The organism is Pelagibius sp. 7325 (genome assembly GCF_037652055.1).
Classification (GTDB): Bacteria; Pseudomonadota; Alphaproteobacteria; order Kiloniellales; family Kiloniellaceae; genus Pelagibius.
In genome coordinates this window covers 186,331-212,183 of sequence record NZ_JBBKAH010000009.1, presented here as the reverse complement: position 1 = coordinate 212,183, position 25,853 = coordinate 186,331, and the positions used below count along the sequence as shown (strand labels likewise).

The following is a 25,853-nucleotide window of genomic DNA, read 5'->3' as shown; positions in this document are numbered from 1 at the left end:
CTCATGAGAGCCTTGAGTGAGCTTTCATCCGAACCAACAAACCAGACAGGGTAGATTCCATGAAATTCAGGCCGCTGCACGACCGTGTCGTGGTTGAACCGCTGGAGGAAGAAGAAAAGACCGCCGGCGGAATCATCATTCCCGACACTGCCAAGGAAAAGCCCATGCAAGGCAAGGTTCTTGCCGTGGGTCCGGGCTCCCGGGGCGAGGACGGCAAGCTGACCGCTCTGGACGTCAAGAAGGGCGACAAGGTCCTCTATGGCAAGTGGTCGGGCACCGAAGTGAAGCTGGATGGCAAGACCATGCTGATCATGCGTGAGTCGGACATCATGGGCGTTCTGCAATAAGGAAGAGAACCAGATATGGCTGCGAAAGACGTTAAGTTTGGCGCCGATGCCCGCACGCGTATGCTGCGGGGCGTCGACATTCTGGCCGATGCCGTGAAGGTTACCCTCGGCCCCAAGGGCCGCAACGTGGTGATCGACAAGTCCTTCGGTGCCCCGCGCACCACCAAGGACGGTGTCACGGTGGCCAAGGAGATCGAGCTCTCCGACAAGTTCGAGAACATGGGCGCCCAGATGGTGCGCGAAGTGGCCTCGAAGACCAACGACATCGCCGGTGACGGCACCACCACCGCGACGGTGCTGGCCCAGTCGATCGTCCGCGAGGGCGCCAAGGCGGTTGCCGCCGGCATGAACCCGATGGACCTGAAGCGTGGCGTCGACCTGGCCGTCGAGGCCGTGGTCGCCGAGCTGAAGAAGAAGTCCAAGAAGATCTCCACCACCGGCGAGGTTGCCCAGGTCGGCACCATCTCCGCCAACGGCGAGGCCGAGATCGGCTCGATGATCGCCGAGGCCATGGAGCGCGTCGGCAAGGAAGGCGTCATCACGGTGGAAGAGGCGAAGTCCCTCGAGACCGAGCTGGACGTGGTCGAGGGCATGCAGTTCGACCGCGGCTACCTGTCGCCGTACTTCATCACCAACGCAGAGAAGATGGTCTGCGAGATGGAGAACCCCTACATCCTGCTGCACGAGAAGAAGCTCTCCGGCCTGCAGCCCATGCTGCCGCTGCTGGAAGCCGTCGTGCAGTCCGGCCGGCCGCTGCTGATCGTCGCCGAGGACGTCGAGGGCGAGGCCCTGGCGACCCTGGTGGTGAACAAGCTGCGTGGCGGTCTGAAGGTCGCCGCCGTGAAGGCGCCGGGCTTCGGTGACCGCCGCAAGGCCATGCTGGAGGACATCGCGATCCTCACCGGCGGCCAGGTGATCTCCGAAGATCTCGGCATCAAGCTGGAGACCGCTTCCCTCGACATGCTGGGTTCGGCCAAGCGCGTGGTCATCACCAAGGAAGAGACCACCGTCGTCGACGGCGCCGGCAAGAAGAAGGAAATCCAGGGCCGCTGTGCGCAGATCCGGGCGCAGGCCGAGGAGACCACCTCGGACTACGACCGCGAGAAGCTGCAGGAGCGTCTGGCTAAGCTGGCTGGCGGCGTTGCCGTCCTGCGCGTCGGCGGTGCGACCGAAGTCGAGGTGAAGGAGCGCAAGGATCGCGTCGAAGACGCGATGAACGCCACCCGCGCCGCGGTCGAGGAAGGCATCGTCATCGGCGGCGGCACGGCCCTACTGAACGCCGCCAAGGTGCTCGCCAAGCTGGAGCCGGCCAACGACGACCAGCGTGTCGGCGTTGAGATCGTCGCCCGCGCGCTGCAGGCGCCGATCCGTCAGATCGCCGAGAACGCCGGCCATGAGGGTTCCATCGTCGTCGGCAAGATCAACGACGCCAAGGACCCGGCGCTCGGCTTCGACGCCCAGAACGGCAAGTACGTGAACATGTTCAAGGCCGGCATCATCGACCCGACCAAGGTCGTGCGCACGGCGCTGCAGGACGCGGCCTCGATCGCCGGCCTGCTGATCACGACCGAAGCCATGGTCGCCGACGCTCCCGAAAAGAAGGACAGCGCTCCGGCGGCTCCGGATATGGGTGGCATGGGCGGCATGGGTGGCATGGGCTTCTAAGCTCCCGCCTCCCGGCAGCCCCATCCTTTTCGGGCCAAAGCGTAAGGATAAGGGCCGCGGCATCGCCGCGGCCCTTTTTCCTTGCCCGCCAAGCGGCTATTTTCGGGGTCCCGACCCCGCAAGCCCGTCCGACAAAGCCAGGAGTTCCCTTGATCGACGTTGCCAAAATCGCCGCCGTGATCGAGGAGGTCGCGGCGGAGGATGTCCTGCCGCGCTTCCAGTCCCTGGCCGCCCACGAAATCGAGGAGAAGGTCGCCGGCGAACTGGTCACCGTGGTGGACGTGGCGGTCGAGGCGCGCCTGACCGCACGCCTGAAGGATCTGCTGCCGGGCTCCCTGGTGGTGGGCGAGGAGGCGGTCCACGCCGACCCGGGCCTGATGGCGCAGGTCACCGCCGATGCGCCGGTGTGGATCATCGACCCCATCGACGGCACCCGCAACTTCGCCCACGGCCGCCCGGTCTTCGCCATCATGCTCGCCCTGGTGCAGGCCGGCGAGAGCGCCGCGGCCTGGATCCTGGAGCCGGTGAGCGGTCGCTTCGGCATCGCCGAGCGCGGCGGCGGCGCCTGGATGGGCGGCCGGCGGATGACGGTCGCCGCCGCCGACACGCCGGCGCGCATGACCGGCAGCCTGCATGCCTCCAGCTATGCCCCGGCGGAGCTGGCACGCCGCATCGACCAGCGCCGCGCCGGCGTGGCCGCGGTGAAGTCGCTGCGCTGCGCAGGCGCCGAATACCTGCGCCTGGCCGCCGGAGAGACCCACTTTTCCCTCTTCACCCGCCTGATGCCCTGGGACCACGTCCCCGGCACCCTGCTGCACAGCGAGGCCGGCGGCACCGCCCTCTGCTTCGACGGCACCCCCTACAAGGCCGGCCGCTACCGCGAGACGGGCCTGCTCATGGCGCCCGACCCGGCGAGCTGGAACGCCCTGCGGGACACCCTGCTGGGCGACTGAGCCGCCCGTCCTGGCCTCACGCGCTGGGAAAAACTGGCACTGGAAGTAGACCAATGGACCGCCTACGGTGCGGGTCCAGCGGGCTGTGCGCCGGCGACCGGCGCGGCGAGATTTCCCCTATGGCCCGGTGAAACAGCGAACAAATGAACACGGAGAGGACAGGTCTATCATGCTCGTCGGCGTGCCAAAGGAAGTGAAGAACCACGAATACCGGGTCGGCCTGGTGCCCTCCTCGGTGCGCGAGCTGGTTCATCACGGCCATAAGGTCATGGTCGAAACCACGGCAGGCGAGGGGATCGGCTTTTCCGATGCCGACTACCAGGCCGCGGGGGCCCAGATCGCGCCCGACGCAGCGACGGTCTTCGCCAAGGCGGAGATGGTGGTGAAGGTGAAGGAGCCGCAGCCGTCCGAGTACGCTCAGCTGCGCGAGGGCCAGGTGCTGTTCACCTACCTGCACCTGGCGCCCGACCTGGAGCAGACCCAGGGCCTGGTGAAGTCCGGCTGCATCGCCGTTGCCTATGAAACGGTGACCAACGCGCGCGGCGGCCTGCCGCTGCTGTCGCCGATGAGCGAGGTCGCCGGGCGCATGTCGGTGCAGGTCGGCGCCCACTGCCTGGAGAAGGCGCAGGGCGGCTCCGGCATGCTGCTGGGCGGCGTACCCGGCGTTGCCGCGGCCCGCGTCGTCATCATCGGCGGCGGCGTCTCCGGCACCAACGCCGCGCGCATGGCCATGGGCATGGAAGCGCACGTCACCGTCATCGACCGCTCACTCGACCGCCTCTACGAGCTCGACATGCAGTTCGGCGCCATGCTGAACACCATCTACTCGACGGTCGACGCCATCGAGCGCCACGTGATCGGCGCCGACCTGGTGATCGGCGCGGTGCTGGTGCCGGGCGCAGCCGCACCCAAACTGGTGACCCGCGAGATGATTCGCCAGATGCGGCCGGGCTCGGCCCTGGTCGATATCGCCATCGACCAGGGTGGCTGCTTCGAGACCTCACGCGGCACCACCCACGCGGACCCGACCTACGTGGAAGAGGGTTGCGTGCACTACTGCGTCACCAACATGCCCGGCGCCGTCGCCCGCACCTCGACCTTCGCGCTGAACAACGCGACGCTGCCCTTCACGCTGGCGCTGGCCGACAAGGGCTACCGGCGCGCTCTGGCTGACGACCCGCATTTGAAGAACGGCCTCAACGTGGCCGGCGGCAAAGTCACCTACAAGGCCGTCGCCGATGCTCACGGCCTGGCCTTCATGCCCGCTGAGGAGGCCCTGGGCCTTTAGCCGGGAACGGCGGAAAACTGCCGATCCGCGAGGCGCTCTGGCCTCACGGAACGGCGGCAATTGGGTCTAGCTCGCCCTGCACGGGCAGGGCTAGACTGCACTCTAAGGTTTCGTATCAACTCGCAAAAACCGCAGGAAAGCCAGGCCGATGAACTTCATCCCGCCGATTCCGAATTCCCTCGAGCAGCACTGGATGCCGTTCACGGCGAACCGCCATTTCAAGGCGAACCCGCGCATCCTGACTGGCGCCAAGGGCATGTACTTCACCACCGATCACGGCAACCAGGTGATTGACGGCTCCGCCGGCCTGTTCTGCGTCGCCGCGGGTCACGGCCGCCCCGAGATCGCCGCGGCGGTGAACGAGGCGCTGACCACCCTGGACTACGCGCCGCCGTTCCAGTTCGGCCATCCCGCCTCATTCGAAGTGGCGCGGCGCATCGCCCAGGTCACGCCGGGCGATCTTGACCACATCTTCTTCTCCAACTCCGGCTCCGAAGCGGTGGAAACCGCCCTGAAGATCGCTCTGGCCTATCACAAGGCCAAGGGCGAAGGGCAGCGCCTGCGTCTTGTCGGCCGGGAGCGCGGCTACCACGGCGTGAACTTCGGCGGCCTGACCGTCGCCGGCATGATCAACAACAAGCGGGCCTTCGGCCTGGGCCTGCCGGGTGCCCTGCACCTGCGTCACACCCAGCTGCCGGAGCACAAGTTCACGGTCGGGCAGCCGGAGACGGGCGCGGAGCTGGCCAACGACCTCCAGCGCTTCGTCGAGCTGCACGGCGCGGACTCCATTGCCTGCTGCATCGTCGAGCCGATCGCCGGTTCCACCGGTGCGCTGATCCCGCCGAAGGGGTACCTGCAGCGCCTGCGCGAGATCTGCGATGAGCACGGCATTCTGCTGATCTTCGACGAAGTCATCTGCGGCTTCGGACGCACCGGCAAGCAGTTTGGCGCCGACAGCTTCGGCGTGATACCGGACATGATCACCATGGCCAAGGCGCTGACCAACGGCGTGGTGCCGATGGGTGCCGTCGCGGTGAACGACAAGGTCCACCAGACCCTGATGGATGCGGCGCCGGAAGCCGGCATCGAGCTGTTCCACGGCTACACCTACTCGGGCTGCCCGGTCGCTTCCGCGGCGGCGCTGGCCACCCGCGACATCTTCGAACAGGAGCAGCTCGTCGAGCGCGCCGCGAAAATGTCGCCGAAGTTCATGGAAGCGCTCTATGGGCTGAAGGAACTCGCCATCGTCACCGACATCCGCGGTTACGGCATGATCGGCGGTGTCGATGTGGCGCCGCTGGCCCAGCCGGGCGGGCGTGGCCTGAAAGTGATGCAGGAGCTTTACGATGCCGGCTGCATGGTGAAGCTGACCGGCGACTGCCTGCTGATCTCGCCGCCGTTCATCTGCGAGGACAAGCACATCGACGAGATCTTCACCAAGATCCGCGGCGTGCTCGCCAAGCAGTAAGGCGACAGACCTTTCAAACGCAAGCGGCCCGTGCCATGCACGGGCCGTTTTCGTTAGGGGCGGTCGGGAACGGCGACTATGCCGCCGCTTCCGCCTCGCGCTCGGCCCGGGCGGCGGCCGCCTTGGCGGCGAGGTCGCGGCGGATCTCGCGGCGCTGCGCCACCTCGATGGCGATCGCGCCGATCAGGGTCACGACGATGATGAGCACCGCCAGGGCGGCGAGATCTGGCTGGGTGCCCATGCGTACCTTGCCGGCCAGCACCGTGGTCAGCGTGCTCTCCGCCTGAATGGTGAAGACCGTGGTGTTGTAGTTCTCGAACGACGTCAGGAAGGCGAGCCCCATGGCCGAGAAGATCGCCGGCCTGAGGAAGGGGACCAGCACCTTCCAGAACACCTGCACGTGGGTGGCGCCGAGATCGAGCGCGGCTTCCTCCTGGGTGCGGTCGAAGCGCTGCAGGCGGGCGAGGAACACCAGCATGGTGTAGGCCGAGATGAAGGTCGACTGACCCACAATCGTGAGAAACATGCCGCTGTAGTAGAAGCTCTCGTAGTCGGCATCGACGATGGTCCCAAGGCGGTCCCAGAACACCAGGGTCGAGATGCCGAGAATGACGCCGGGCATCAGCACCGGCGACACGACGACGGTGTAGTAGACCGTCTGCAGCTTCTTGTGGACCTGGGTCATGACAATCGCCGCGGCGAGGCCGATCGGCACCGACACGGCCATGACACCGATGCCGATCCAGATCGAGTTCACGAAGCCCTCGATCATCAGCGCGTCGTCGAAGAGGGCGGGGAACCAGCGCCAGGTGAAGCCCTCCCAAGGCACCACCTGCGGGAAGTCGACGTCGTTGAAGGCGGCCATGCTCATCATGATGAGCGGGGCAAAGAGGTAGAGGAAGAAGATCAGGATATAGAAGCCGACCAGCAGCTTCTGGATGCGCCCGGAGCTCATCGTGCGATCTCCCCCAGGCTGACCTTGAAGATCTTCATCACCGCCAGCACGAAGACCAGGCAGGCGAGCAGCAGCACGATGGCGTAGGCGGCGCCCTGGGGCCAGTTGCCGCCGGTGTTGAACCAGCGGTAGATGATCTGCGTGAACCACAGGCTGGACGGCCCGCCGAGAATCTGCGGTGCCGCCAGGGCGCCGGCCGCCAGCATGAACACCAGGGTGCAGCCCGAGGCGATACCCGGCTTGGCGTGCGGCATCACCACACGCCAGTGGATGCGCCACCACGGCGATCCGAGGTCGCGCGCCGCCTCCACCTGGTTGTGGTCCAGGCTCTCGATGGCGTTGTAGAGCGGGAACACCATCAGCAGAATGTAAGCGTAGGAGAGGCCGGCATAGAGCGCCACGTCGGCGCGCATGAAGTCGATCGGCTGATCGATAATGCCGAGGGTCTGCAGGAACGCGTTGATGACGCCCGAAGTGCCGAAGAGGATGCGGAAGGCGAAGGCGCGCAGGATCTCGTTCACCCAGAACGGCAGGATGAGCAGCAGGATCATCGAGCGCGCGTAGCCGCCCTTGGCCACCTGGGCAATGTAGTAGGCGATGGGATAGCACAGCGCGAAGTCGATCAGCGTCACGAAGATCGAGGCGATGATGGTGCGCAGGAAGACTTCCAGGTGCAGGTAGTTGAAAGCATCCGACGAACCCGGGCTGCCGAACAGCAGATAGCGGTAGTTGTCGAAGGTGTAGACGTCCTCCGGCCCGCCGATCTTGGCCGGCGGCAGGTTGTGCCGAAACGAGAAGTCCAGCATGTAGGCCTGCGGCAGGACGATCATGATGACCACCCAGAACACCACCGCCACGATCAGGTAGGTCGAGATGATGATGCCGTTGCGCTGAAAGAAGCCGCTCATGCGCCGGCCTCCGGCTGCGTCCGTCCCGCCCAGCTTGTCACCCCGGACAAACGAGCGTCAGCGCGTGCGATCCGGGGTCCACGGCACTGCCCGGCTCCCGACTGTGTCTTCGTATCTCGGGCGCCTGGCCCAACGATGGATCCCGGCTCGCGCTCGCAGGCTCGCTTGGCCGGGATGACAGTTCGGGTTGCCCTACTCATCGGCCACCTCGCCCACCGGCAGGACGACCGCGCGGTCGGCATTGAAGGCGATGCTGGTCTGCTGGCCCGGGGTGAACTTGGGCAGGTTGCCGGAGTTCGTCATCGACATGACGATGTCCTTGTCGCCGTCGCCGCGTAGGAAGACGGAGAAGAAGGACCCTTCGAACTCGCTGTGCAACACCGTGCTCTGCAGCACGTTCTCCGCCGGCCGTACGCCGTTCACCAGACCGAGTGATTCCGGCCGCACGAACAGCATGGCCGGCTCTCCCACGTTCATGCCGCGCACGTTGCGCCCGCGCAGCCGCCCGAATGCCGTATCGACCAGGGCATGCTTGCCGTCGACCCCGGCGACCTTGCCGTGGAAGGGATTGTTTTCACCGACGAAGGAAGCGACGAAGGCGGTCTGCGAGTTCTCGTAGACCTCGGCGCCGGTGCCGACCTGCTGGATGACGCCCTGGCTCATCACCGCGATGCGGTCCGACATGGTCAGCGCTTCGCCCTGGTCGTGGGTGATATAGATGAAGGTGATGCCGACGCGTTGCTGGATGGCGCGCAGCTCGGTGCGCATATGCTGGCGCAGCTTCAGGTCCAGGGCCGACAGCGGCTCGTCCAGCAGCAGCACCTGCGGCTCGACGGCGAGCGCGCGGGCGATCGCCACGCGCTGCTTCTGTCCGCCGGAAAGCTCACCGACTTTCTTGTCGCCCTGACCGTCGAGGGCGATGAGGTCCAGCAGCGCATCGGCCCGCTTGCGCCGCTCCGCCTTGCCGACACCGCGCACTTCCAGCCCGAAAGCGATGTTCTCGGCGACGGACATCAGCGGGAAGAGGGCGAGGTTCTGGAAGATCAGCGCGGTCGGCCGCTTGTTGGGGCCGATGCCTTTCATGTTCTGGCCGCCGATGCGCACCTCGCCGAGGGTCGGCTCCAGGAAGCCGGAAACGGCGCGCAGGATCGTCGTCTTGCCGCAGCCGGACGGTCCGAGAAAACTGAAGAACTCGCCGTGTTCGATTTTCAGGTTCGCGTCGTCGACCGCCGTGAATTCGCCGAAGCGAATCGTCACGTGATCGAGCTCGACATCTGCGCTCATACCAGCCCGCCCCCAATGTAACGCCCGCGGGGTGCATCCCCGGCACCCGCGGAACCGCCCTGCCTCTGCCGCTCGGGAGCCGCGCTGTCACGCCTCTTCACTGGACGTTCACCGCCGGCCGCCTTCTGCGGTCGCAAATCCCACCTACGGGCCGCTGCCGGGACCCTGATGGGAAAGCGGGTCCCGACCTAACAGCCGGGACCCGTTTCACTCAAACCGATACGCCGTGCGCCGGTCAGGCGGCCACGAACTTGTCGCTGTATTCGGCGCGGATCTCGGTGTACCAGGGCTCAGACGGCGGCCACCACCACAGGCGGTCGAGCGCATCGCCCGGATAGGCCTCGCTGAAGTTCTTCTTGAACGTGGGATTGAGATACTCTTCCGCCCCAACCGCCACCGGGTTGTAACTCGTTTCGTTGGCGATGAGGCCGTTCACTTCCGCGTCGTAGACGTAGTTGATGTATTCGTAGATCTCGTCGATGTTCTCCGCGCCGATCGGCATGGACAGGCCGTCCAACCATGCAAAGGCACCTTCCTGCGGGGCCATGTAGGTCACCGGCTGGCCTTCACCTTTCAGGCGTAGAATTGGACCTTCCCACGTCTGGCCGATGACGACGTCGTTCTGCATGAGGCCGTTGATCTGCGCGTCGGCGTCGTTCCAGAACTGCTTCACCCAGGACTTGTGCTCGACCGCGAACTTGGTGATTTCCTCCCAAATGCGCCGCATGTTCGCTTCGTCCTTGTAGGCGTCGAGCATGCGGTTGGACGGCACCTTGCCGGAGGCATCGAGGTAGAGGCCGATGCCGGCCATCATGGAATGCGGGCGGCCCTGGATCTTACCCTTCATCTCCGGGGTCCAGAGGTCGCCGTAGGACAGCTTGGAGTATTCCTGCTGCCACTTGTCGGTGCGCCAGGACAGTGCCTCGGTGCCCCAGTGGTAGGGCAGGTGGTGGTTGCCGCCGTCCCAGGTCCAGGCACCGGTCGAGCCCTTGAGCATACCGGGGACGATCTTGGAGGTATCGACGCGGTTCATGTCGAAGGGTTGCAACAGGCCGAGCGGCTTCCACTCGCCGGCGCGGTCGAGGGTCGGGCCGACCAGGTCGAAGCCGCGGCCCTTGGTGGCGCGCATCTTGTTCAGCAGCTCTTCATTGGAGCCGTAGGGGGTGTGCTTGATGACGATGCCGGTCTTCTTTTCGAAGCCCTCCAGGAAGGACTTCGGCAGGTAGTCCGACCAGTTCATAACCTTCAGTTCACCCGAAGAAGCAAGCGTCTTCCGGCTGACAATGGCAGGCGCAACGGCGACGATAGCGCCACCAGCCGCCGCCTGCTTCAGCAGGTTACGGCGCGTGAAGGTCCGCACCGCGCGGTGCGTCTTCTCGCTTGATGTTGGCTTTCCAGACCTTTTCACGCTAGTTCTCCCCAAGACGTTGACACGAAGCCCGGGGCGCACGTTCGCCGCCCCTCCCGTTAGCTCAAATTTTCTAAGTGGCTTTTGAGCCTAGCTTTTGACTCTTTGACTCTGGCAGCGGCTTTGAAAACAAGTCAAGGCCAACTCGGGACAGCTGATGGTGCCAGGCGTGTACGAATGGGGCCTGCGATGCGGACGCGTCGTCTTGCTGGCGGGCGCTTGCATAGTCCTGGCCTCGGCTTCCAGCAGTTTCGCCGAGGCGCGCGGCCTTGCCGATGTCGTCTATGAATTTGCTGTTACAAACTATTGCGGAACCCTGACTCCCGCGGTCGAAGCGGGTTTCCGCAAGGAGCTTGCGCAGATCACGGCAGCGGGCGGATTCGACGACGAAACCGCCCGGCAACAGAGGATCCAGGGCTGGATCGCCGCCGAGCGCGAGTGGCGTAATCGTGGCCTTGGCGGCCAGCGCGCATGGTGCGCCGACGAGGGTCAGCAGGCGGCCCGCCACTTCCGGGCGATTGCCGGGCAGCCCTAACAACCATTGCGCCTTGCGCCCCTGGCCCTTGAGAAGGTTCCGGCGCGCTTCTAAGCTGTCGCCCGAAGGAAAAGCCAAGAAGGCAGGCCACCGTTGCGCGATTTCATCTTTCCGGTTCGCCACGACGGCGACCTCGGCCTGCAGGCCCAGCTGCGGCGCCAGCTCATCGACGCCATCCTCGACGGGCGCCTGTCGGGCAGCGACCCCCTGCCGTCCTGCCGGCGGCTGGCCCATTCGCTGAGCGTCTCGCGCAATACCGTGGTGCTGGCCTACCAGGCGCTGGCCGACGAGGGCCTGTTGATCTCGCGCGAGCGCATCGGCTACTTCGTGAATACCGACATGGTGTTCCAGCAGGCCGGCGGCCACGTGACCCTGCCGGAGCAGGAGAGCGCCACCAATGTCGACTGGTTCAACCGCCTGCGCCTGCGCCCCTCCGAACAGCATCACCTGACCAAGCCGCGCAACTGGCGGCGCTATCCCTTTCCCTTCATCTACGGGCAGCCCGACCCCAAGCTGTTCCCGGTGTCGACCTGGCGCATGTGCTCGCGCCAGGCGCTCGGCGTCGAGGCGATCCAGACCTGGACGGAAGACAACTTCAACGACGACGATCCGCGTCTCATCGAGGAGATCCGCACCCGCGTCCTGCCGCGCCGCGGCATCAAGGCGAAGCCTTCGGAGATCCTGGTGACGCTGGGCGCGCAGAACGCGTTGTTCCTCATCGCCCAGCTGCTGGCCGGTCCGGGCAAGGTGCTGGCGGTGGAGAACCCCGGCTACGTCGACGTGCGCAACATCTTCAGCCTGCACGGCACGGAGCTGCGCCCCATTCCGGTCGACAGCGACGGCATGGTGGTGGATGAGCGCCTGGACGGCTGCGCCTGCGCTTACGTGACACCCAGCCACCAGTCACCGACCACGGTTACCCTGCCGCTGGAGCGCCGCATGGCACTGCTGGAGCGCGCGCAACGCTCCGACTTCCTCATCATCGAGGACGACTACGAGGCCGAGTCCAATTTCCTGCACGCCCCGACCACGGCCTTGAAGGCGATGGACCGCAGCGGGCGGGTGATCTACATCGGCAGCTTCTCGAAATACCTCGGCCCGGGCCTGCGCATGGGCTACATGGTCGGCGCCGAGGAGTTCATCCTCGAAGCGCGGCTGCTGCGCCGCCTCATGCTGCGCCATCCGGCGACCAACAACCAGCGCACCCTGGCGCTGTTCATCGCCGGCGGCCACTACGACGCCCTGGTGCACCGTCTGCAGCGCGACTTCCGCACCCGCTGGGAGACCATGGGGCAGGGGCTGGAACGCCTGCTGCCGCAGTTCAAGCCGCGGCCGTCGTGCGGCGGCACCTCGGTCTGGCTCGAAGGACCGAAGAGCCTGGATACCGATGTCCTGGCACGCGAGGCGCTCGCCGAGGGCATCGTCATCGAGCCTGGCTCGGCACACTTTCTGTCGGCCAAGCCGCCGCGCAATTTCATGCGTCTGGGCTTTTCCTCCATCGAGCCGGAGCGCATCGGGCCGGGCCTGGAGGGCCTTAGCCGCCTGGTGGCGCGGGCGATGGAACTGGGGGCCTGAGGAAAAAGCGAAGGCGGGCGGCAATCAGCCGTTCATAACCTGGTCGATCTGCCCCTGGTCCAGGGTATCCATGTTGCCGTTGATGATCGACGAGGCGACATCGACGAAGCTTTCCAGCTTGCGGGTGACGCTCTCGATGCCGACCTGCAGCGGCCCCTCGTCGCCGGCCTCGATCAGGGTCTTGATCCGGGGCATCGCGTCCAGCACCAGGCGGTCCATCTGCTCGATGGTGGCATCGAACGCCTGGCGATAGTTCTCCGGCGCATTCTCGTAGGCGAGGATGGCCAACTCGGCGTCGGAGAAGCAGCTGTCGCGGAAGTGGTCGGCGTAGGTTTTGGGCTTCCACTCGGCGGCATCCTCGTAGCACTCGGGCATCGAGGGCACCATTTCGAGCAGCATGATGATCTCGTTGAAGTGGTTCAGGTAGTCGGTCGCCAGCAGGGTGTTCTGGTTGATGTTCTTGCCCTTCACCAGCAGGCGATAGGTGCCGGTGAAACCCGCCCCTCTGGCGCCGGCCTTGCGCGCCGTGCCGGGCACAGCGCCGGCTTCCGAACCGCCGGCCTGCTCGGCCTTGCGCTCGGTCCCGGCCAGGGCCTGAGAGGACGATGATACCATGAGTTGATTCCCCAGCCCCGGCCCAATACCGGGGCAGCTTACCTGAACTGGCCACTATTCAAGCATTTGGTCCTTTAAGTTTCCTTTCCAGAAAGGAAAAGAGCTGTAACAACCGTCAGGTGATGCGCGATTGCCAAAATGCGCGCAATCGATTCGCAATTACTTTCAAGTCAGCAGGATCAGATGAAAAGATCGCCGGCCGAATATTCGGAAATGTTTGTGTAGAACAAAGTGATTTCCTCGCCCGCGGCAATTGGTTGCAGCGCCTCCAGCTCCGCCCAGGGACCGATGTCGTCCTCGCACCAGCGTATAACGGCGTTGGGATGCTCTGAATGGTTGCAGAAGGTGAGCTGGCCGAAGGCCAACAGGCACCCGTGGTCGTCGCTGCCGAAGCGATCCGGTTCGACGAAGGTGTAGGCGAAGAGGGCGGTGCGGTCGATCACGGCGCGGTCCGCCGGCGCCAGACGCACGGCCGGGGCCCGCTCGATGCGGCTGCCGGCGGCAATGGCCTCGCAGGCCAGCAATCCGCGCCCTTTTCCCGGCACTAGTGCCAACCTGACCATGCCGCTGCCCCCTCTCTCCGGACCCCTGTTTCCGAGGCCCCCGCTTGCGCCGGCATGGTTGCATAGGCAGCCCGAAATGCAAAATTGCCCAAATGCAAAGCGCCGGGCAAGCCCGGCGCCGTTGCGCATCAGCAGTCGTGTAAAACCTGACGGAAAGACCGGGCTCAGGGCCCAGGGCCCAAGATCGGCGCCGCGCGTCGCGCGCCGCTCTAGCGGTCGGTGGCGTCGTTCAGGACCTGCAGGGTCATGCGGTTGATGTCCTCGCGGGTCAGGCCGCGGGCGGCGAGCTGGCCGGACGACAGCCGCGACAGCGTGCTGTAGACCCGCGTCGCTTCCTGCGCGCCGACGAAGGCGGCTCCGATGCGGGCAAGGGCATGGCCCAGCTCATCGAGAGCGTGGAAGCCGGAATTCTTTGTTGCAGATGCAAACATGGGAGACCTTTCAACCTCGAATAATCGCTGAACGTCAAATGAACCGTCTGAAAGATATATATAATCCGTGGTATACCACGGCAAGCCAAAAATGCTGCAATGCAATATGATTTTTGCAAGCCTGGTATACCATGGCTGCATAACTGGTAATACCAATTGTTCGCACGCTGCCGCTGCCGCCGCGCGGCGGCTACTCGACAGGGTCCGGCTGCGTGGTTCGGGGACCGTACCGCTTGCGGGCCTTCGGCGGCCTCAAGTAGGCTGCGCCCCTCTGCGATATCCATTGAACAGGCGAGATTTAGCGAGATGACGAAGGTTGCCTTCCTCGGGCTTGGCGTCATGGGCTTTCCCATGGCCGGACACTTGGCCGCCGCCGGCCACGACGTGACCGTCTACAACCGTTCCGCCGCCAAGGCCGACGCCTGGGTGGCCCAACATGGCAAGGGGCATGGCGGCGCGGCAGCGGCGACACCGCGCGAGGCCGCCACCGGCGCCGAAATGGTGTTCTGCTGCGTCGGCAACGACGACGACCTGCGCTCGGTCATCCTGGGCGACGACGGCGCCTTCGCCGGCATGGGGCGTGACAGCATCCTGATCGACAACACCACGGCCTCAGCCGAAGTGGCCCGCGAGCTGGCGGCGATCGGCAAAGAGAAGGGCATCGCCTTCATCGACGCGCCGGTCTCCGGCGGCCAGGCCGGCGCCGAGAACGGCGCGCTGACGGTCATGTGCGGCGGCGACGCTGCCGCTTTCGAAAGGGCGCAGCCGGTCATCGACAGCTTCGCGCGCGCCGTCACCCTGATGGGCCCCTCCGGCGCCGGCCAGCTCACCAAGATGGTCAACCAGATCTGCATCGCCGGGCTGCTGCAGGGCCTCGCCGAGGGCATGAACTTCGGCCTCAAGGCCGGTCTCGACATGGAGAAGGTGGTCGGCGTCATCGGTAAGGGCGCCGCCCAGTCCTGGCAGATGGACAACCGCGGCGGCACCATGTGCAAAGGGGAGTTCGAGTTCGGCTTCGCCGTCGACTGGATGCGCAAGGATCTCGGCATCTGCCTCGCCGAGGCCAAGAACAACGGCGCGCGCCTGCCGGTGACCGCCCTGGTCGACCAGTTCTACGCCCAGGTTCAGGCGCGCGGCGGCAACCGCTGGGACACCTCCAGCCTGATGCAGCTGCTGGCCAAGGACTGACTGAAGGGAAGGCGCGCCTGAAGGGGAAGGGCGCTGATGCCCCTCCAGACTTTCGTCATCGTGGCCTGCGTGTCGGGCCTCTTTGCCACGGTCATGCTCGATCTCTGGCAGCGCCTCGTTCATGCCGTGGCAGGCATCCCGCCGGCCAACTGGGCCTTCGTCGGCCGCTGGTTCGCCTACATTCCGCGGGGAAGGCTGGTGCACCGGCCGATCGCAGACACGCCGCCCATCGAGGGCGAACTGGCGCTCGGCTGGACGCTGCACTACCTCATCGGCCTGGCCTATGGCTTCGCCTATGTCGGGCTTATGGTCTACGGCCTCGACCGCCAGCCCAGCCTGCTGAACGGCTTCGTCTTCGGTCTCTGCTCGGTGATGATTCCCTGGTTCATCCTGCAGCCGGGCCTCGGTCTCGGGGTCATGGGATGGCGGACGCCCAAACCGTGGGTGCCCATGTTCAACGCCCTGGCCAACCACATCGTGTATGGCGTGGCACTCTATGCGGGGGTGTGGCTGGCCCCTGCCGCCTAAAGCGCCGTCGTACTGCAGGGCGCCATTTTTAGCCCGTCCGCCGCGGGGCGCCACCAATCCTCGCCAGGGCTCTCCGCAGCCGCGCGTAGCTTGAGGGCGCGCAGGATTATCGCTTCATAGAGGCGGCTGTAGAAGTCCTGATTGGCTGCCCAGCATTTCTTGAAAGTGTCGTAAATCGATTGGTCGAAGGGGGCTCGATACGCATTGGGCGAAAGTTCGAAGAAGTGGACGAGCGGGTCACGCTGCGGCTGCGGCAGGCAGATCAGGTCGTCGTAGAATCCCGCGTATCGAAAAATGCTTCCCAGCGTCGAGGCAAGATCGATGTAGCGATTGACGGCATCCCGGAAGCATCTGGCTTCTATCGACGATAGCGCCGTTCCTATGGTCCGGAAGTGATCCGGGTGCTGCCAGGCGTAGAGGTCCGCCATCAGCCGCGGTTGGAAGGCAAGCACGTGGATTTCGCTGAGCCGAACGGAGTCAGCATGCGTTTCCGACATCAGGGCGATCCACGGAGACACCAGCATCGCGTCAACGTCAGCAGTCGGCCATACCTGTCTTGCCTTTCCATTCGGCACCACCCAATGCGCCAAGTGCAGCACAACCTTCAGGTCTCCCTCGGCAGCGCCCTGGGCCCGCAACCGCCTGAGCGCTCCTTTCAGCGCTGCCTGGGTTGCCGCCACTTCCGTATACTGCCGGTATTCCTCAGGTGGGTAGGAGCGGGCGCTATCAAGGTTTCTGAGCTCATAGTCGTCAGCCTGCACAGCACCCCCCATCGAGGCCACCATCCCCAACGCCACCACCAGGGCAATCAGCCAAAAAACCGGACGCGAAGTTACTTCAGCCACTGCGCTCCGCCCTCTTGGCGGCCTGCCAGAGTTCTTCCAGGTCTTCGAGGCTCTGGTCCCCGGCCTGTTCCCCCACCGCGGCGAGAGCGGCTTCCATCGCGCGGAAGCGGCGCTCGAACTTGGCGTTGGCGCGGCGCAGCGCGGTCTCCGGGTCGACCTTCAGGTGGCGCGCCAGGTTGGCGACCACGAACAGCAGGTCGCCGACCTCGTCCTCCAGGCGGTCGTGGCCGCCGTCGGCGACGATCTCCGCGCGGATCTCGCCGAGCTCTTCGTCCAGCTTGGCGAAGACCTGCTCGACCTCGGGCCAGTCGAAGCCGACCCGCGCGGCGCGCTTCTGCAGCTTCTCGGCGCGCAGCAGGGCGGGCAGGGCGGCGGTCACCCCGTCGAGGGCGCTGAGGGCTTCGCCGCCGCCGTTTCGCCGGGCCTTGGCGGCGCGCTCGGCCTCCTTGCGGGATTCCCAGGTCACCTTCACGTCGTCCGGCGTCGCGGCATGCTGGTCGGCGAAGACATGGGGGTGGCGGCTCACCATCTTGTCGCCGATCGCCGCGGCCACGTCGTCGAAGGCGAAGTGGCCGGCTTCCTCAGCCATGCGCGCGTGGAAGACCACCTGCAGCAGCAGGTCGCCCAGTTCGTCCTTCAGGGCCGCCATGTCGTTCTGCTCGATCGCGTCGGCGACCTCGTAGGCTTCCTCGATGGTGTAGGGGGCGATGGTGGCGAAGCTCTGCTCCAAGTCCCAGGGACAGCCGCCGGCCGGATCGCGCAGCCGCGCCATGACGGCGAGCAGGCGGTCGATGTTGCGGGAGCGGGGGGAAGTGTCGGGTGCGGGCGGGCTGCTGTCTGTCATGAGCGCCACACTAATCAATGGCGCGCCGAAATCAACGCCGCGTCCGGCAGCCCGACCGCCGCGTTTCTCGTTAACAAACCACAAACATTTGTTGTATAAAGCTGGCAAGATGTTGAGAGCACAGCCGCTGGCGCAGGAAGACCCCGAAACTATCTTCTTCAGCCCCATCTCGCGCGATTTCTGCGCCTACTGGTGGCGCCTGGCGCAGCAGCGCGGCGGCATACCCCTACGGGACGACATCGATCCGGCACGCCTCCTGCCGCTGCTGCCGCACATCTTCATCGTCGAGAAGATCAAGGACACCGGCCGCTTCTTCTTCAGGCTGTCGGGCACCGGCATCCGCGAGATCATGGGGTCCGAGAACACCAACCACTTCCTCGACGAGCTGCTGCACGGCGAGGACCTGGTGACTGTCTCGGCCATGTTCGACCAGGTGTTGGGCGAGGGCGTCGGCATCCGCTCGATCGAGGGCCTGACCTACAGCGACCGCAGCTACCTGCGCGTCGAGATCGTCCGCCTGCCGCTGTGCAAGAGCAACGGCGACCGCCGCCTGATCCTCGGCTGCCTGTCGCGCATCGAGGACGACAACCGGCCGGATTTCGGCGGCGCGCCCCGCGGGAGTGCCGTGAAGGACAGGCAGGTCATCCATATCGCCAACGACGTGCTGCCCCGCAAGGCGTTCTAGCGTCGCTTCAGCCGGCCGGCCCCGTGGCGGGATTTGCTCTCGGCCGCGTTCTCGGCTATGGGACGGGGCGGGTTGCGATAGCCAGCCTGTTGCGCCGCGCCGTTCAGAGTTTCCTTGGCCACAGTGATTAGCGATGTCCTTTGTTCCTGATGCCCTTGCCGGGGCCAACGGTCGGCCTGCGGGGCAGGGCCCGCGCGCGATCGTCTTCGATCTCGACGGCACTCTGGTCGACAGCGTTCCCGACATTCACGCCGCCGTCGCCGCCTTCCTGGCCGAGCGCGGCCATCCGCCCCTCGACCTCGCCACGGTCACCGGTTTCGTCGGCAACGGCGTGCCGGTGCTGCTGGAGCGGGTGCTGCGGGCGGTCGGCGAGGCGGCCGACCCGGCGAGCGTGCAGGCGGCGCTGCCGCGCTTCAACGCGATCTACGGCGCCGCACCTGCCGCGCTGTCACGGCTCTACCCCGGCGTCGCGACCGCCCTTGCGACGCTCTGCGAGGCTGGCTTTTCCCTTGGTGTCTGCACCAACAAGCCCGAGGAGCCGGCCCGTCGGATGCTGAAGGACCTCGGCATCGCCGGTTTCTTCGCGGCGCTGACCGGCGGGGACAGCCTGCCGCTGCGCAAGCCCGACCCGGCGCCCCTGCGCCACACGGCCGCTCTGCTGGGCGTCGAGCTCGCCGCCGTCACCTACGTCGGCGACAGCGAGGTGGACGCGGCCACAGCCGCCGCCGCCGAGGTGCGCTTCGTGCTCTTCACCGAGGGCTACCGCAAGACGCCGGTGGCGGAGATCGCCCACCACGCGGCTCTCGGCGATTTCGCCGACCTGCCGGGCATCGTCGCCGCGCTGGCTTCCTGATCCCCGTCGCTCGCCGGCAAATCAGCGCCTCGATCTGAATTTTTCCAGGGACTTATCGGACACTCTTAGGTCCAGGAGTCACCAGATGGCGCGGGCACCGTGCGCCGGTTTCAGGCCGGGACGCTGCGACCGCGGACCGCTATAGTAGGCCGGTGACATCGGGAGAGGTCGACGCGATGACCCTGCGGCAGAAGAACGGGGGCGCCCGAATGGCGGCCCGAGCGCGCCTCGGCGCGGCGACGGTTGCATGGCTGGCCCTGGCGCCGCTGTCCAGCGGACCGGCCGCCGCGGCGCCATACAGCGTCGAAGTCGCCGAGTTCGTGGTCTCGATCAGCGACGGCGAAGGCAACCAGCGCAGCGCCGTCGGCGATATCGTGCCCTATCTGCCCAACCGGGCGTGCTTCGGCTGGCGCCTGCGCCTGGCCGAGCCGCCGGCCGTCGTGCGGGTGCGCGAGGTGCTGCAGCTGCCCGAGGCGCCGGCGTTCTGGAGCGGCGAGGACGACGCCTACAGCACCCACACCTTCTCGGCCGACCGCACCACCGCCATCACCGAGGAATACAAGGCCCCGCAGGACGGCTGGCTGGAGAGCAGCTGGTGCATCGTCGAGGGCGATCCGGACGGCGCCCACAGCATCGACGTCTATATCGAGGATGCGCTGGTGCGGCACTTCGATTTCGAAGTGAAGAAACTCCAGGAATCGCCCTAAAATAAAGAGAAATCAGGCGGCCACAACCCAGGGAAGGGCGCTCAATAGCCCGCCACCCCAGCGACCTCGCAGTCACCGAGGGTGTAGTCTTTGTCGATGCGGCAGTTATCGTTCATGTGGACATTGAGCGAGCCTTCGCAGCGCTTCAGCCGCACCCGGGCCTGATATTTCAACACAGCGGTCATCAGGCGGTCCGTAATGAAGGTCACCTCGCGCAGGTCGTGCTCCGTCACATCGCGCTTGGCGAGATGCATCATCAGGTCGTCGGCGCAGACGTGAGATTTCCATGAGACGAACTTCTGCCCGTAGCATGCTTCGTCGGCGCAGCTGTAAGTCGCCTCGATGTAAGCTTCGATCTCGTCGGCGTCGGCCGCCAACTCCTTGGCCTTGTTGTTGAGGCGCCCGCAGACGGGGCCGGAGAAGCCGTCGGCGGTCACCGAGCCGAGGCCGATGTCGCCATAGGGCGTCATGCGGGCAAGGCGATGCAGTACGTCGGCTTCCTGGTAGCTGCCGCAGGTCCGCGCGGCGAGTGACATGTAGCCGAGATACCATTCGAACTGCTGCATCTCGGTCCAGTTCGGATTGGGGCCCGGCGCCGCCAGCATACCAGCCTGGGCGGCACCGCCGCCGGCGAGAAACGCGAGCAATGAAAGGATCAAAGAAAATACGCGCATCCGACGCTCCCTGCGTGCACAACCTCGAGGCTTATTCCTTGCCGCAAGACTAGCTGAAGGCGTGAGAAGGGCGCAACGCGAAGCGGCCAACAAGGCGCGAGATTCCCGCCTTTTCAAGATATCTGTTTCGCGCATAATTTATATTATGGAAAATATTGGTATCAGTGGGAATGCTCGGCGCTCACTTGTCCCCGAACACGTGCTCCGGTCCCGGAAAGCGCCTGCTGCGCACATCGTCGGCGAAGGCCGCGATGGCGGCTTCGGCGTCGCGGCCGAGTTCGGCGTAGCGCTTCACGAACTTCGGCTGAAAGTCGGTGAACATGCCCAGCATGTCGTCGATCACCAGCACCTGGCCGTCGCAGCCCGCCGAGGCGCCGATGCCGATGGTCGGGATTGCGATCTCCTGTGTGATGCGCCGCGCCAGCGGCTCGGTCACCTTTTCCAGCACCACGGAGAACGCGCCGGCCTCGGCGACGTCCCGGGCGTCGTTCAGGATGCGCTCGGCGTCGGGCCCGCGGCCCTGCACCTTGTAGCCGCCCAGCGCGTTCACCGCCTGGGGCGTCAGGCCGACGTGGGCCATCACCGGGATGCCGCGCCGGGTCAGAAAGCCGATGGTCTCGGCCATGGTGGTGCCGCCCTCCAGCTTCACCGCCGCGCAGCCGGTCTCGGCCATCACCCGCGCGGCGTTGCGGAACGCCTGCTTCGGGCTCTCCTCGTAGCTGCCGAAGGGCATGTCGACCACCATGAGGGCCCGTTCGGTGCCGCGGCGCACGGCCTTGCCGTGCAGGATCATCATCTCCAGGGTGACGCCCAGGGTGGAGTCCAGGCCGTGCAGCACCATGCCCAGGCTGTCGCCGACCAGCACGATGTCGCAGTGGCGGTCCACCAGCCGGGCGACCGGCGTGGTATAGGCCGTGAGGCACACGATCGGCGTGGCGCCCTTGGCCCCCTTGGCTTGGGCGATCTCGGGCAGCCCCACGGGCCTTGCTGTGCCGGATACGCTCATGACCGTAAGTCTCCTCCACCGCGCGATTTTTTTTGCTTTGGCGGAGGTTTTATAGGGCGGCAGCCCGCCGCGCCAGCCCTATGCCGATCCCACGCCGAACTATGCCTGCCGGGCAGCGGTCCCGTAGGACTTCAGGAACATGCGCACGGCGCTGGCGATGGTGCGCTCGATCTGCTGCCGGTCCGGCGCTCCGCCGGCGTTGAACAGCAGCGGTTTCACCAGGTTGCCCTGACACAGATTCAGGAAGTGCGCCGCGGCCAGTTCGATGTCCTCGTCGATCGCCAGCCGGCCCGCCGCCACCTGCTTTTCCAGGTAGGCCGAGAGGCGGCCGATGCCGCAGCGCGGCCCCATCTCGAAGAACAGCTGTCCCGCTTCCGGAAACTTCTCCGCCGCGCCCATCACCATGCGGATCAGCGCGATGTGCTCCGGGCGGATCATCATCGCGATGAAGTTCTCGCCGACCTGCTGCAGCATCGCCGTGACGTCGCCGCTATCGTCGTCGAAGTTGCACAGCTGCTCGGCCGCCTCGCGGCGGTCGACCGAGACCATCTCCGTGAACAGCTCTTCCTTGTTGCGGAAGTAGACGTAGAGCGTGCCCTTGGAGACGCCGGCGGCGCGGGCGATCTTGTCCATGCTGGCGCCGTCGAAACCCTCGGCCCGGAATACCTGCCGGGCGCCCTCCAGGATCTCCCGCTTCTTGGGGCCGTCGGCCCCCGCCGCGGCGGCTTTGTGCAATTCACGCACTTGGTCGGACATTAGGATCTCTCTTCTCTGACAGGCCGTGCCGGGCTTGCGGCTCCCGGCCAGGGACCCAATATGCCATTGACCGAACGGTTCGGTCAATGCTAAAGTCCGCGACTACTGACCGAACCGTTCAGTCATTCTCAGGTAGAATCATGGGCTTAGACACAGACAGCGCGGACCAGGCAGCCAACCCGGCGCCGGCCCGCAAGGATCCGGGCCAGAGACCGGTCCGCAAGCGCTTCATTCTGCTCGCCCTGGCCGTGGTTGCGCTGGGCGCCGGCGGCTACGAGGGCTTCCACTGGTGGACCGAGGGCCGCTTCGAGGTCTCCACCGACGACGCCTACCTCGGCGCCGACATTTCGATCCTGGCCGCCAAGGTTTCCGGCCACGTGGTCGCCGTCGAGGTCGAGGAGAATCAGGCGGTAAAGGCCGGCGACGTGATCGCCCGCATCGACGACGGCGACTACCGCCTCGCCGTCCAGGCCGTCCGCGACAAGATCGCCGCCCAGGAGGCCACCATCGACCGCATCGGCCGGCAGACGGACGCCTCCAGGGCGGATGTCAACGAGGCCAAGGCGCAGATCTCCAGCGCGGAGGCGGATCTCGAGCGCACCGCGCTGGACCTTGCCCGCCAGACCACACTGGAGAAGAGCAACTTCGCCAGCCGCCAGGCCCTCGACAACGCCCGCACCCAGCACGACAAGGCCGCGGCCGACGTGAGCGCGGCCAAGGCCGCGCTTGCCGCCGCCAAGGCCAACGTCGCCGTGCTGGAGGCCCAGCGCGTCGAGGCCGAGCGCAGCCTGGAGGGTCTGAAGACCGATCTCGCCCAGGCCGAGCGCGACCTCTCCTTCACCGTGGTGCGCGCGCCCATCGACGGCATCATCGGCAACAAGTCGGTCGAGCTCGGCCAGCTGGTGCAGCCGGACACGCGCATCGCCGCCGTCGTGCCGCTGGACGACGTCTACATCGACGCCAACTTCAAGGAAACCCAGCTGGCCGGGATCCATGCCGGGCAGACCGTGGACGTCGAGGTCGACGCCTTCCCCGGCCGCCGTATCCAGGGCCGGGTCGAGAGCATCTCGCCGGCCTCCGGCGCGCTCTTCAGCCTGCTGCCGCCGGAAAACGCCACCGGCAACTTCACCAAGATCGTGCAGCGCCTGCCGGTGCGCATCCGCTTGCCGCGCGACGTGACCCAGGAGCACGGCCTGCGGCCCGGCATGTCGGTGGTCGTCACCGTCGACACCCGCACGACACCGGTCGCCACAGCTCAGCTGCCTGCAGCGAGGCCAGAGACCACGTCCACCCCGCTCGCGACCGACGCCGAAGCCGCGCGCCTGGCCGCCAGCCGCTAAGGCGACTTCGCCGTGAGCGCAGGAGCCGCCTCCCCCTCAGGAGCACTTGCCGCCCCCCTTCCCGCTTCAGGCATTCAGCCGCGGCGGATGGTGGCCTTCATCTGCATGGTCTTCGGCATGTTCATGGCGATCCTGGACATCCAGATCGTCTCGGCGTCGCTGTCGGAGATCCAGGCCGGGCTGTCGGCCAGCGCCGACGAGATCTCCTGGGTGCAGACCGCCTACCTCATCGCCGAGGTGGTGATGATCCCGCTGTCGGGATTCCTTTCGCGGGCGTTTTCCACCCGCTGGCTCTTCGTCGCCTCGGCCGCCGGCTTCACGGTCATGAGCGTGCTCTGCGCGACGGCGACCTCCATCGAGCAGATGATCGTCTACCGCGCGCTGCAGGGCTTCATCGGCGGCGGCATGATCCCCACCGTCTTCGCCGCCGCCTATACCGTCTTCCCGCGCGACAAGCAGCACATCGTCGCGCCGGTCATCGGCCTTGTGGCGACCCTCGCGCCGACCATCGGGCCGACCATCGGCGGCTATCTGACCGAGCTGTTCTCCTGGCACTGGCTGTTCCTCTGCAACCTGCTGCCCGGCATCGTCGTCACCGTGGCGACCTGGCTGCTGGTCGACTTCGACGAGCCCGAGTTGTCGCTGCTGCAGCGCTTCGACTGGTCCGGCCTCTTCTTCATGGCCGGCTTCCTCGGAAGCCTGGAGTTCGTGCTGGAAGAAGGCCCGACCAACGACTGGTTCGACGACGAGTGGATCGTGGTCTTCTCCTTCGTCGCCGCGGTCTCCGCGGTCGGCTTCTTCTGGCGCGCGCTGACCGCCGCCGAGCCGGTGGTGCGCCTGCGCGCCTACACCGACCGCAACTTCGCCGTCGGCTCGGCCTTCAGTTTCGTCCTCGGCATCGGCCTCTACGGCCTCACCTACCTCTATCCCGTCTATCTGGCGCGGGTGCGCGACTACAACGCGCTGATGATCGGCGAGACCATGTTCGTCACCGGCGTGTGCATGTTCCTCACCGCGCCCGTGGCCGGCCGCCTCGCCCGCAGCGTCGATCCGCGCCTGCTGATCGCCGTCGGCTTCCTCGGCTTCGGGCTCGGCACGTGGGAGGCCTCCAAGATCACCGTCGACTGGGACTTCTGGGAGCTGTTCTTGCCGCAGGTGCTGCGCGGCGTCTCGCTGATGCTGTGCATGGTGCCGATCACCAACGTCTCGCTGGGCACCCTGCCCCTGGACCAGGTGAAGAACGCCTCGGGTCTGTTCAATGTCTCGCGCAACCTGGGCGGCGCGGTCGGCCTGGCCGTCATCAACACCCTGCTGAACGACCGCATGGACCTGCATCTGCTGCGCCTGCGCGAGAGCGTCACCTGGGGCCGCGACGAAGCCGAGCAGGCACTCTCGTCGCTGACGGACAGCTTCGCCGGCCTCGGCCCCCTGGCGCACACGGCGGCGATCAAGGAACTCGCCGCCACCGTGCGCGACCAGGCCCAGGTGATGGCCTTCAGCGACGTCTTCCTGGCGCTCACGGCCCTCTTCGTCGTGCTGGTCCTGGCCGCCCCGCTGATGCGGCGGCCCGGTGCCGTGACGGGCGGCGCCGGCCACTGAGCGGCGCTTCCTCAGTCCCGAACCCCGAATCGACAAAGGGCCGCGCAGTGCGCGGCCCTCTGGCGGCGTCCTTCGGGAGGCCTTCCCCGGCGTGCAGGACGCCGGGGAAGTCTGCCCTAGGACGAAGTACTCTTAAGCGACAGCCCGTTCCGGGGCGCCTGAAGCAGCAAGGCCTCAGGCAGCGGCGGCCGGACGGTTGTCGTTGGCGCGGAAGCCGACCACCTCGGCCTTCTTCTCTTCCTCGAAGACCTCGGCCAGAGCCAGGCGGCGCGCCAGGGCGTCGCCCGGAACCAGGGTGCGCTGCGGGCGCGGATCGATGCCGCGGGCCACGGCGGGAATGTCGCCACGGCTGATGCCGATGTCCTCGAGCTCGCGGTCGGTCATGCCGGCCAGCACGTCGAAGGTGCGGCGATACTCGATGTAGGCCGTCAGCTTGGCGGCAGCCGACTTAACCAGAGAGGCAACGCCGGTGATCATGTCGCTGACCATGTCGGCGATCGCCTGGGCGCGCATGGCCTCGGCCCGCGCGATGGGGTCCTGAATGTTGTTGAACTGGTTCGTATCCATTGTCTTCGTCCTAAATATGGCCGCCTGTCAGAAGCGGCGAATGCCAGTGCCTGCACGGCGGCCCAAAATGTGATCCCGACGGATATCGCCGTCCAACGGCGGCTCCTGGGATGGTGGGGCGGGGTGCTTGTGATGGAGAGAATATGTGCCTGATCGAGCCATGCGACGAGCGCATATGTTGCACCGCAGCAATGCGCCAAAGTCATGGCCATTTAAAGAAAACGTAAACCATTCCAGTGCTCTATTGGCAGCACTTTGGCGCAGTT

Annotated in this window: 27 protein-coding genes; 14 read left to right on the top strand and 13 right to left on the bottom strand. The window is 66.1% G+C overall.

The window, feature by feature from the left end:
* The first annotated feature begins 59 nt into the window (after window positions 1-59).
* The 5 genes from groES (at window position 60) to WDC82_RS19385 (ending at window position 5,721) form a co-directional block, all read left to right on the top strand.
* The gene (gene groES / locus WDC82_RS19405; RefSeq protein WP_340119044.1) at window positions 60-347 is read left to right on the top strand and encodes a co-chaperone GroES; all 288 of its coding nucleotides are present in this window, start codon (window positions 60-62) and stop codon (window positions 345-347) included.
* A 15-nt stretch (window positions 348-362) separates the two neighbouring features.
* Entirely contained in the window at window positions 363-2,012 is a 1,650-nt protein-coding gene (gene groL / locus WDC82_RS19400) for a chaperonin GroEL (protein WP_340119043.1), read from the top strand.
* A gap of 149 nt (window positions 2,013-2,161) precedes the next feature.
* Window positions 2,162-2,965, top strand: coding sequence for an inositol monophosphatase (locus WDC82_RS19395; RefSeq protein WP_340119042.1), 804 nt, complete (start codon window positions 2,162-2,164; stop codon window positions 2,963-2,965).
* A gap of 169 nt (window positions 2,966-3,134) precedes the next feature.
* Window positions 3,135-4,253 carry an alanine dehydrogenase gene (ald, locus tag WDC82_RS19390; protein WP_340119041.1) on the top strand — a complete coding sequence of 373 codons (1,119 nt, stop codon included), beginning with the start codon at window positions 3,135-3,137 and terminating at the stop codon, window positions 4,251-4,253.
* A gap of 148 nt (window positions 4,254-4,401) precedes the next feature.
* Window positions 4,402-5,721, top strand: coding sequence for an aspartate aminotransferase family protein (locus WDC82_RS19385; RefSeq protein WP_340119040.1), 1,320 nt, complete (start codon window positions 4,402-4,404; stop codon window positions 5,719-5,721).
* Between the two features lie 76 nt (window positions 5,722-5,797).
* Here the strand turns inward: WDC82_RS19385 and WDC82_RS19380 are convergent, their stop codons facing one another.
* The 4 genes from WDC82_RS19380 to WDC82_RS19365 form a co-directional block, all read right to left on the bottom strand.
* Complete coding sequence (locus tag WDC82_RS19380; protein ID WP_340119039.1) at window positions 5,798-6,676, bottom strand: ABC transporter permease; 879 nt, start codon at window positions 6,674-6,676, stop codon at window positions 5,798-5,800.
* Window positions 6,673-7,584 carry an ABC transporter permease gene (locus WDC82_RS19375; protein ID WP_340119038.1) on the bottom strand — a complete coding sequence of 304 codons (912 nt, stop codon included), beginning with the start codon at window positions 7,582-7,584 and terminating at the stop codon, window positions 6,673-6,675. Before WDC82_RS19375 ends, WDC82_RS19380 begins: the two co-directional genes overlap by 4 nt.
* A 192-nt stretch (window positions 7,585-7,776) precedes the next feature.
* The gene (locus tag WDC82_RS19370; protein ID WP_340119037.1) at window positions 7,777-8,868 is read right to left on the bottom strand and encodes an ABC transporter ATP-binding protein; all 1,092 of its coding nucleotides are present in this window, start codon (window positions 8,866-8,868) and stop codon (window positions 7,777-7,779) included.
* 235 nt (window positions 8,869-9,103) lie between these two features.
* Window positions 9,104-10,228 carry an extracellular solute-binding protein gene (locus WDC82_RS19365; protein WP_340119036.1) on the bottom strand — a complete coding sequence of 375 codons (1,125 nt, stop codon included), beginning with the start codon at window positions 10,226-10,228 and terminating at the stop codon, window positions 9,104-9,106.
* A gap of 205 nt (window positions 10,229-10,433) precedes the next feature.
* Here WDC82_RS19365 and WDC82_RS19360 point away from each other — a divergent pair, with 205 nt between their 5' ends.
* Together WDC82_RS19360 and WDC82_RS19355 are read left to right on the top strand one after the other, a co-directional pair.
* Window positions 10,434-10,811, top strand: coding sequence for a hypothetical protein (locus tag WDC82_RS19360; RefSeq protein ID WP_340119035.1), 378 nt, complete (start codon window positions 10,434-10,436; stop codon window positions 10,809-10,811).
* A 93-nt stretch (window positions 10,812-10,904) separates the two neighbouring features.
* On the top strand, window positions 10,905-12,386 hold the full coding sequence (locus tag WDC82_RS19355) for a PLP-dependent aminotransferase family protein (protein ID WP_340119034.1): 1,482 nt from the start codon (window positions 10,905-10,907) through the stop codon (window positions 12,384-12,386).
* A gap of 24 nt (window positions 12,387-12,410) precedes the next feature.
* Here WDC82_RS19355 and WDC82_RS19350 read toward each other — a convergent pair whose 3' ends face one another.
* The 3 genes from WDC82_RS19350 to WDC82_RS19340 all read right to left on the bottom strand — a co-directional run bounded on the left by WDC82_RS19350 (window position 12,411) and on the right by WDC82_RS19340 (window position 13,995).
* Entirely contained in the window at window positions 12,411-13,001 is a 591-nt protein-coding gene (locus WDC82_RS19350) for a hypothetical protein (RefSeq protein WP_340119033.1), read from the bottom strand.
* Between the two features lie 179 nt (window positions 13,002-13,180).
* Window positions 13,181-13,564 (bottom strand): SET domain-containing protein-lysine N-methyltransferase, encoded by a 384-nt coding sequence (locus WDC82_RS19345; protein ID WP_340119032.1) that lies wholly within the window; start codon window positions 13,562-13,564, stop codon window positions 13,181-13,183.
* Between the two features lie 209 nt (window positions 13,565-13,773).
* Window positions 13,774-13,995, bottom strand: a complete 222-nt coding sequence (locus tag WDC82_RS19340; RefSeq protein ID WP_340119031.1) for a hypothetical protein — start codon at window positions 13,993-13,995, stop codon at window positions 13,774-13,776.
* 306 nt (window positions 13,996-14,301) lie between these two features.
* On the opposite strand from WDC82_RS19340, the gene WDC82_RS19335 reads away from it, so the two are divergent.
* On the top strand, window positions 14,302-15,183 hold the full coding sequence (locus WDC82_RS19335; RefSeq protein ID WP_340119030.1) for an NAD(P)-dependent oxidoreductase: 882 nt from the start codon (window positions 14,302-14,304) through the stop codon (window positions 15,181-15,183).
* A gap of 36 nt (window positions 15,184-15,219) precedes the next feature.
* A complete protein-coding gene (locus tag WDC82_RS19330) occupies window positions 15,220-15,711 on the top strand; it encodes a DUF2938 family protein (protein WP_340119029.1) in 492 nt (163 codons plus the stop codon).
* On the opposite strand, the gene WDC82_RS19325 is transcribed toward WDC82_RS19330, so the two are convergent.
* Together WDC82_RS19325 and mazG are read right to left on the bottom strand one after the other, a co-directional pair.
* The gene (locus tag WDC82_RS19325; RefSeq protein WP_340119028.1) at window positions 15,708-16,556 is read right to left on the bottom strand and encodes a hypothetical protein; all 849 of its coding nucleotides are present in this window, start codon (window positions 16,554-16,556) and stop codon (window positions 15,708-15,710) included. The two genes, WDC82_RS19330 and WDC82_RS19325, sit on opposite strands and share 4 nt — an antisense overlap.
* Window positions 16,549-17,400, bottom strand: coding sequence for a nucleoside triphosphate pyrophosphohydrolase (mazG, locus tag WDC82_RS19320; protein ID WP_340119027.1), 852 nt, complete (start codon window positions 17,398-17,400; stop codon window positions 16,549-16,551). Before mazG ends, WDC82_RS19325 begins: the two co-directional genes overlap by 8 nt.
* A 109-nt stretch (window positions 17,401-17,509) precedes the next feature.
* On the opposite strand from mazG, the gene WDC82_RS19315 reads away from it, so the two are divergent.
* From WDC82_RS19315 to WDC82_RS19305, 3 genes are all read left to right on the top strand, one after another.
* Window positions 17,510-18,085 carry a PAS domain-containing protein gene (locus tag WDC82_RS19315; RefSeq protein WP_340119026.1) on the top strand — a complete coding sequence of 192 codons (576 nt, stop codon included), beginning with the start codon at window positions 17,510-17,512 and terminating at the stop codon, window positions 18,083-18,085.
* Between the two features lie 133 nt (window positions 18,086-18,218).
* Window positions 18,219-18,938, top strand: coding sequence for a phosphoglycolate phosphatase (gph, locus tag WDC82_RS19310; RefSeq protein ID WP_340119025.1), 720 nt, complete (start codon window positions 18,219-18,221; stop codon window positions 18,936-18,938).
* Window positions 18,939-19,147: 209 nt separating this feature from the next.
* On the top strand, window positions 19,148-19,645 hold the full coding sequence (locus tag WDC82_RS19305; RefSeq protein ID WP_340119024.1) for a hypothetical protein: 498 nt from the start codon (window positions 19,148-19,150) through the stop codon (window positions 19,643-19,645).
* 41 nt (window positions 19,646-19,686) lie between these two features.
* On the opposite strand, the gene WDC82_RS19300 is transcribed toward WDC82_RS19305, so the two are convergent.
* The 3 genes from WDC82_RS19300 to WDC82_RS19290 all read right to left on the bottom strand — a co-directional run bounded on the left by WDC82_RS19300 (window position 19,687) and on the right by WDC82_RS19290 (window position 22,081).
* Window positions 19,687-20,319 carry a hypothetical protein gene (locus WDC82_RS19300; protein ID WP_340119023.1) on the bottom strand — a complete coding sequence of 211 codons (633 nt, stop codon included), beginning with the start codon at window positions 20,317-20,319 and terminating at the stop codon, window positions 19,687-19,689.
* A gap of 181 nt (window positions 20,320-20,500) precedes the next feature.
* The gene (gene panB / locus WDC82_RS19295) at window positions 20,501-21,325 is read right to left on the bottom strand and encodes a 3-methyl-2-oxobutanoate hydroxymethyltransferase (protein WP_340119022.1); all 825 of its coding nucleotides are present in this window, start codon (window positions 21,323-21,325) and stop codon (window positions 20,501-20,503) included.
* Window positions 21,326-21,424: 99 nt separating this feature from the next.
* Complete coding sequence (locus WDC82_RS19290; RefSeq protein ID WP_340119021.1) at window positions 21,425-22,081, bottom strand: TetR/AcrR family transcriptional regulator; 657 nt, start codon at window positions 22,079-22,081, stop codon at window positions 21,425-21,427.
* A 140-nt stretch (window positions 22,082-22,221) separates the two neighbouring features.
* Between WDC82_RS19290 and WDC82_RS19285 the strand changes: the two genes are divergently transcribed.
* Window positions 22,222-23,421 (top strand): HlyD family secretion protein, encoded by a 1,200-nt coding sequence (locus WDC82_RS19285; protein WP_340119019.1) that lies wholly within the window; start codon window positions 22,222-22,224, stop codon window positions 23,419-23,421.
* Between the two features lie 87 nt (window positions 23,422-23,508).
* Window positions 23,509-25,020: a DHA2 family efflux MFS transporter permease subunit gene (locus tag WDC82_RS19280; RefSeq protein WP_340119018.1), complete on the top strand. Its 1,512-nt coding sequence runs from the start codon at window positions 23,509-23,511 to the stop codon at window positions 25,018-25,020.
* Between the two features lie 174 nt (window positions 25,021-25,194).
* On the opposite strand, the gene WDC82_RS19275 is transcribed toward WDC82_RS19280, so the two are convergent.
* A complete protein-coding gene (locus WDC82_RS19275; protein WP_340119017.1) occupies window positions 25,195-25,587 on the bottom strand; it encodes an RSP_7527 family protein in 393 nt (130 codons plus the stop codon).
* Between the last annotated feature and the right edge of the window lie 266 nt (window positions 25,588-25,853).

Coding starts and splice junctions, on each gene's coding strand:
- groES (WP_340119044.1), top strand. CDS start 60: ATGAAATTCAGGCCGCTGCACGACCGTGTCGTGGTTGAACCGCTGGAG.
- groL (WP_340119043.1), top strand. CDS start 363: ATGGCTGCGAAAGACGTTAAGTTTGGCGCCGATGCCCGCACGCGTATG.
- ald (WP_340119041.1), top strand. CDS start 3,135: ATGCTCGTCGGCGTGCCAAAGGAAGTGAAGAACCACGAATACCGGGTC.
- WDC82_RS19385 (WP_340119040.1), top strand. CDS start 4,402: ATGAACTTCATCCCGCCGATTCCGAATTCCCTCGAGCAGCACTGGATG.
- WDC82_RS19380 (WP_340119039.1), bottom strand. CDS start 6,676: ATGAGCTCCGGGCGCATCCAGAAGCTGCTGGTCGGCTTCTATATCCTG.
- WDC82_RS19375 (WP_340119038.1), bottom strand. CDS start 7,584: ATGAGCGGCTTCTTTCAGCGCAACGGCATCATCATCTCGACCTACCTG.
- WDC82_RS19370 (WP_340119037.1), bottom strand. CDS start 8,868: ATGAGCGCAGATGTCGAGCTCGATCACGTGACGATTCGCTTCGGCGAA.
- WDC82_RS19360 (WP_340119035.1), top strand. CDS start 10,434: ATGGTGCCAGGCGTGTACGAATGGGGCCTGCGATGCGGACGCGTCGTC.
- WDC82_RS19350 (WP_340119033.1), bottom strand. CDS start 13,001: ATGGTATCATCGTCCTCTCAGGCCCTGGCCGGGACCGAGCGCAAGGCC.
- WDC82_RS19345 (WP_340119032.1), bottom strand. CDS start 13,564: ATGGTCAGGTTGGCACTAGTGCCGGGAAAAGGGCGCGGATTGCTGGCC.
- WDC82_RS19340 (WP_340119031.1), bottom strand. CDS start 13,995: ATGTTTGCATCTGCAACAAAGAATTCCGGCTTCCACGCTCTCGATGAG.
- WDC82_RS19335 (WP_340119030.1), top strand. CDS start 14,302: ATGACGAAGGTTGCCTTCCTCGGGCTTGGCGTCATGGGCTTTCCCATG.
- WDC82_RS19330 (WP_340119029.1), top strand. CDS start 15,220: ATGCCCCTCCAGACTTTCGTCATCGTGGCCTGCGTGTCGGGCCTCTTT.
- mazG (WP_340119027.1), bottom strand. CDS start 17,400: ATGACAGACAGCAGCCCGCCCGCACCCGACACTTCCCCCCGCTCCCGC.
- WDC82_RS19315 (WP_340119026.1), top strand. CDS start 17,510: ATGTTGAGAGCACAGCCGCTGGCGCAGGAAGACCCCGAAACTATCTTC.
- gph (WP_340119025.1), top strand. CDS start 18,219: ATGTCCTTTGTTCCTGATGCCCTTGCCGGGGCCAACGGTCGGCCTGCG.
- WDC82_RS19305 (WP_340119024.1), top strand. CDS start 19,148: ATGGCGGCCCGAGCGCGCCTCGGCGCGGCGACGGTTGCATGGCTGGCC.
- WDC82_RS19300 (WP_340119023.1), bottom strand. CDS start 20,319: ATGCGCGTATTTTCTTTGATCCTTTCATTGCTCGCGTTTCTCGCCGGC.
- panB (WP_340119022.1), bottom strand. CDS start 21,325: ATGAGCGTATCCGGCACAGCAAGGCCCGTGGGGCTGCCCGAGATCGCC.
- WDC82_RS19290 (WP_340119021.1), bottom strand. CDS start 22,081: ATGTCCGACCAAGTGCGTGAATTGCACAAAGCCGCCGCGGCGGGGGCC.
- WDC82_RS19285 (WP_340119019.1), top strand. CDS start 22,222: ATGGGCTTAGACACAGACAGCGCGGACCAGGCAGCCAACCCGGCGCCG.
- WDC82_RS19280 (WP_340119018.1), top strand. CDS start 23,509: ATGGTGGCCTTCATCTGCATGGTCTTCGGCATGTTCATGGCGATCCTG.
- WDC82_RS19275 (WP_340119017.1), bottom strand. CDS start 25,587: ATGGATACGAACCAGTTCAACAACATTCAGGACCCCATCGCGCGGGCC.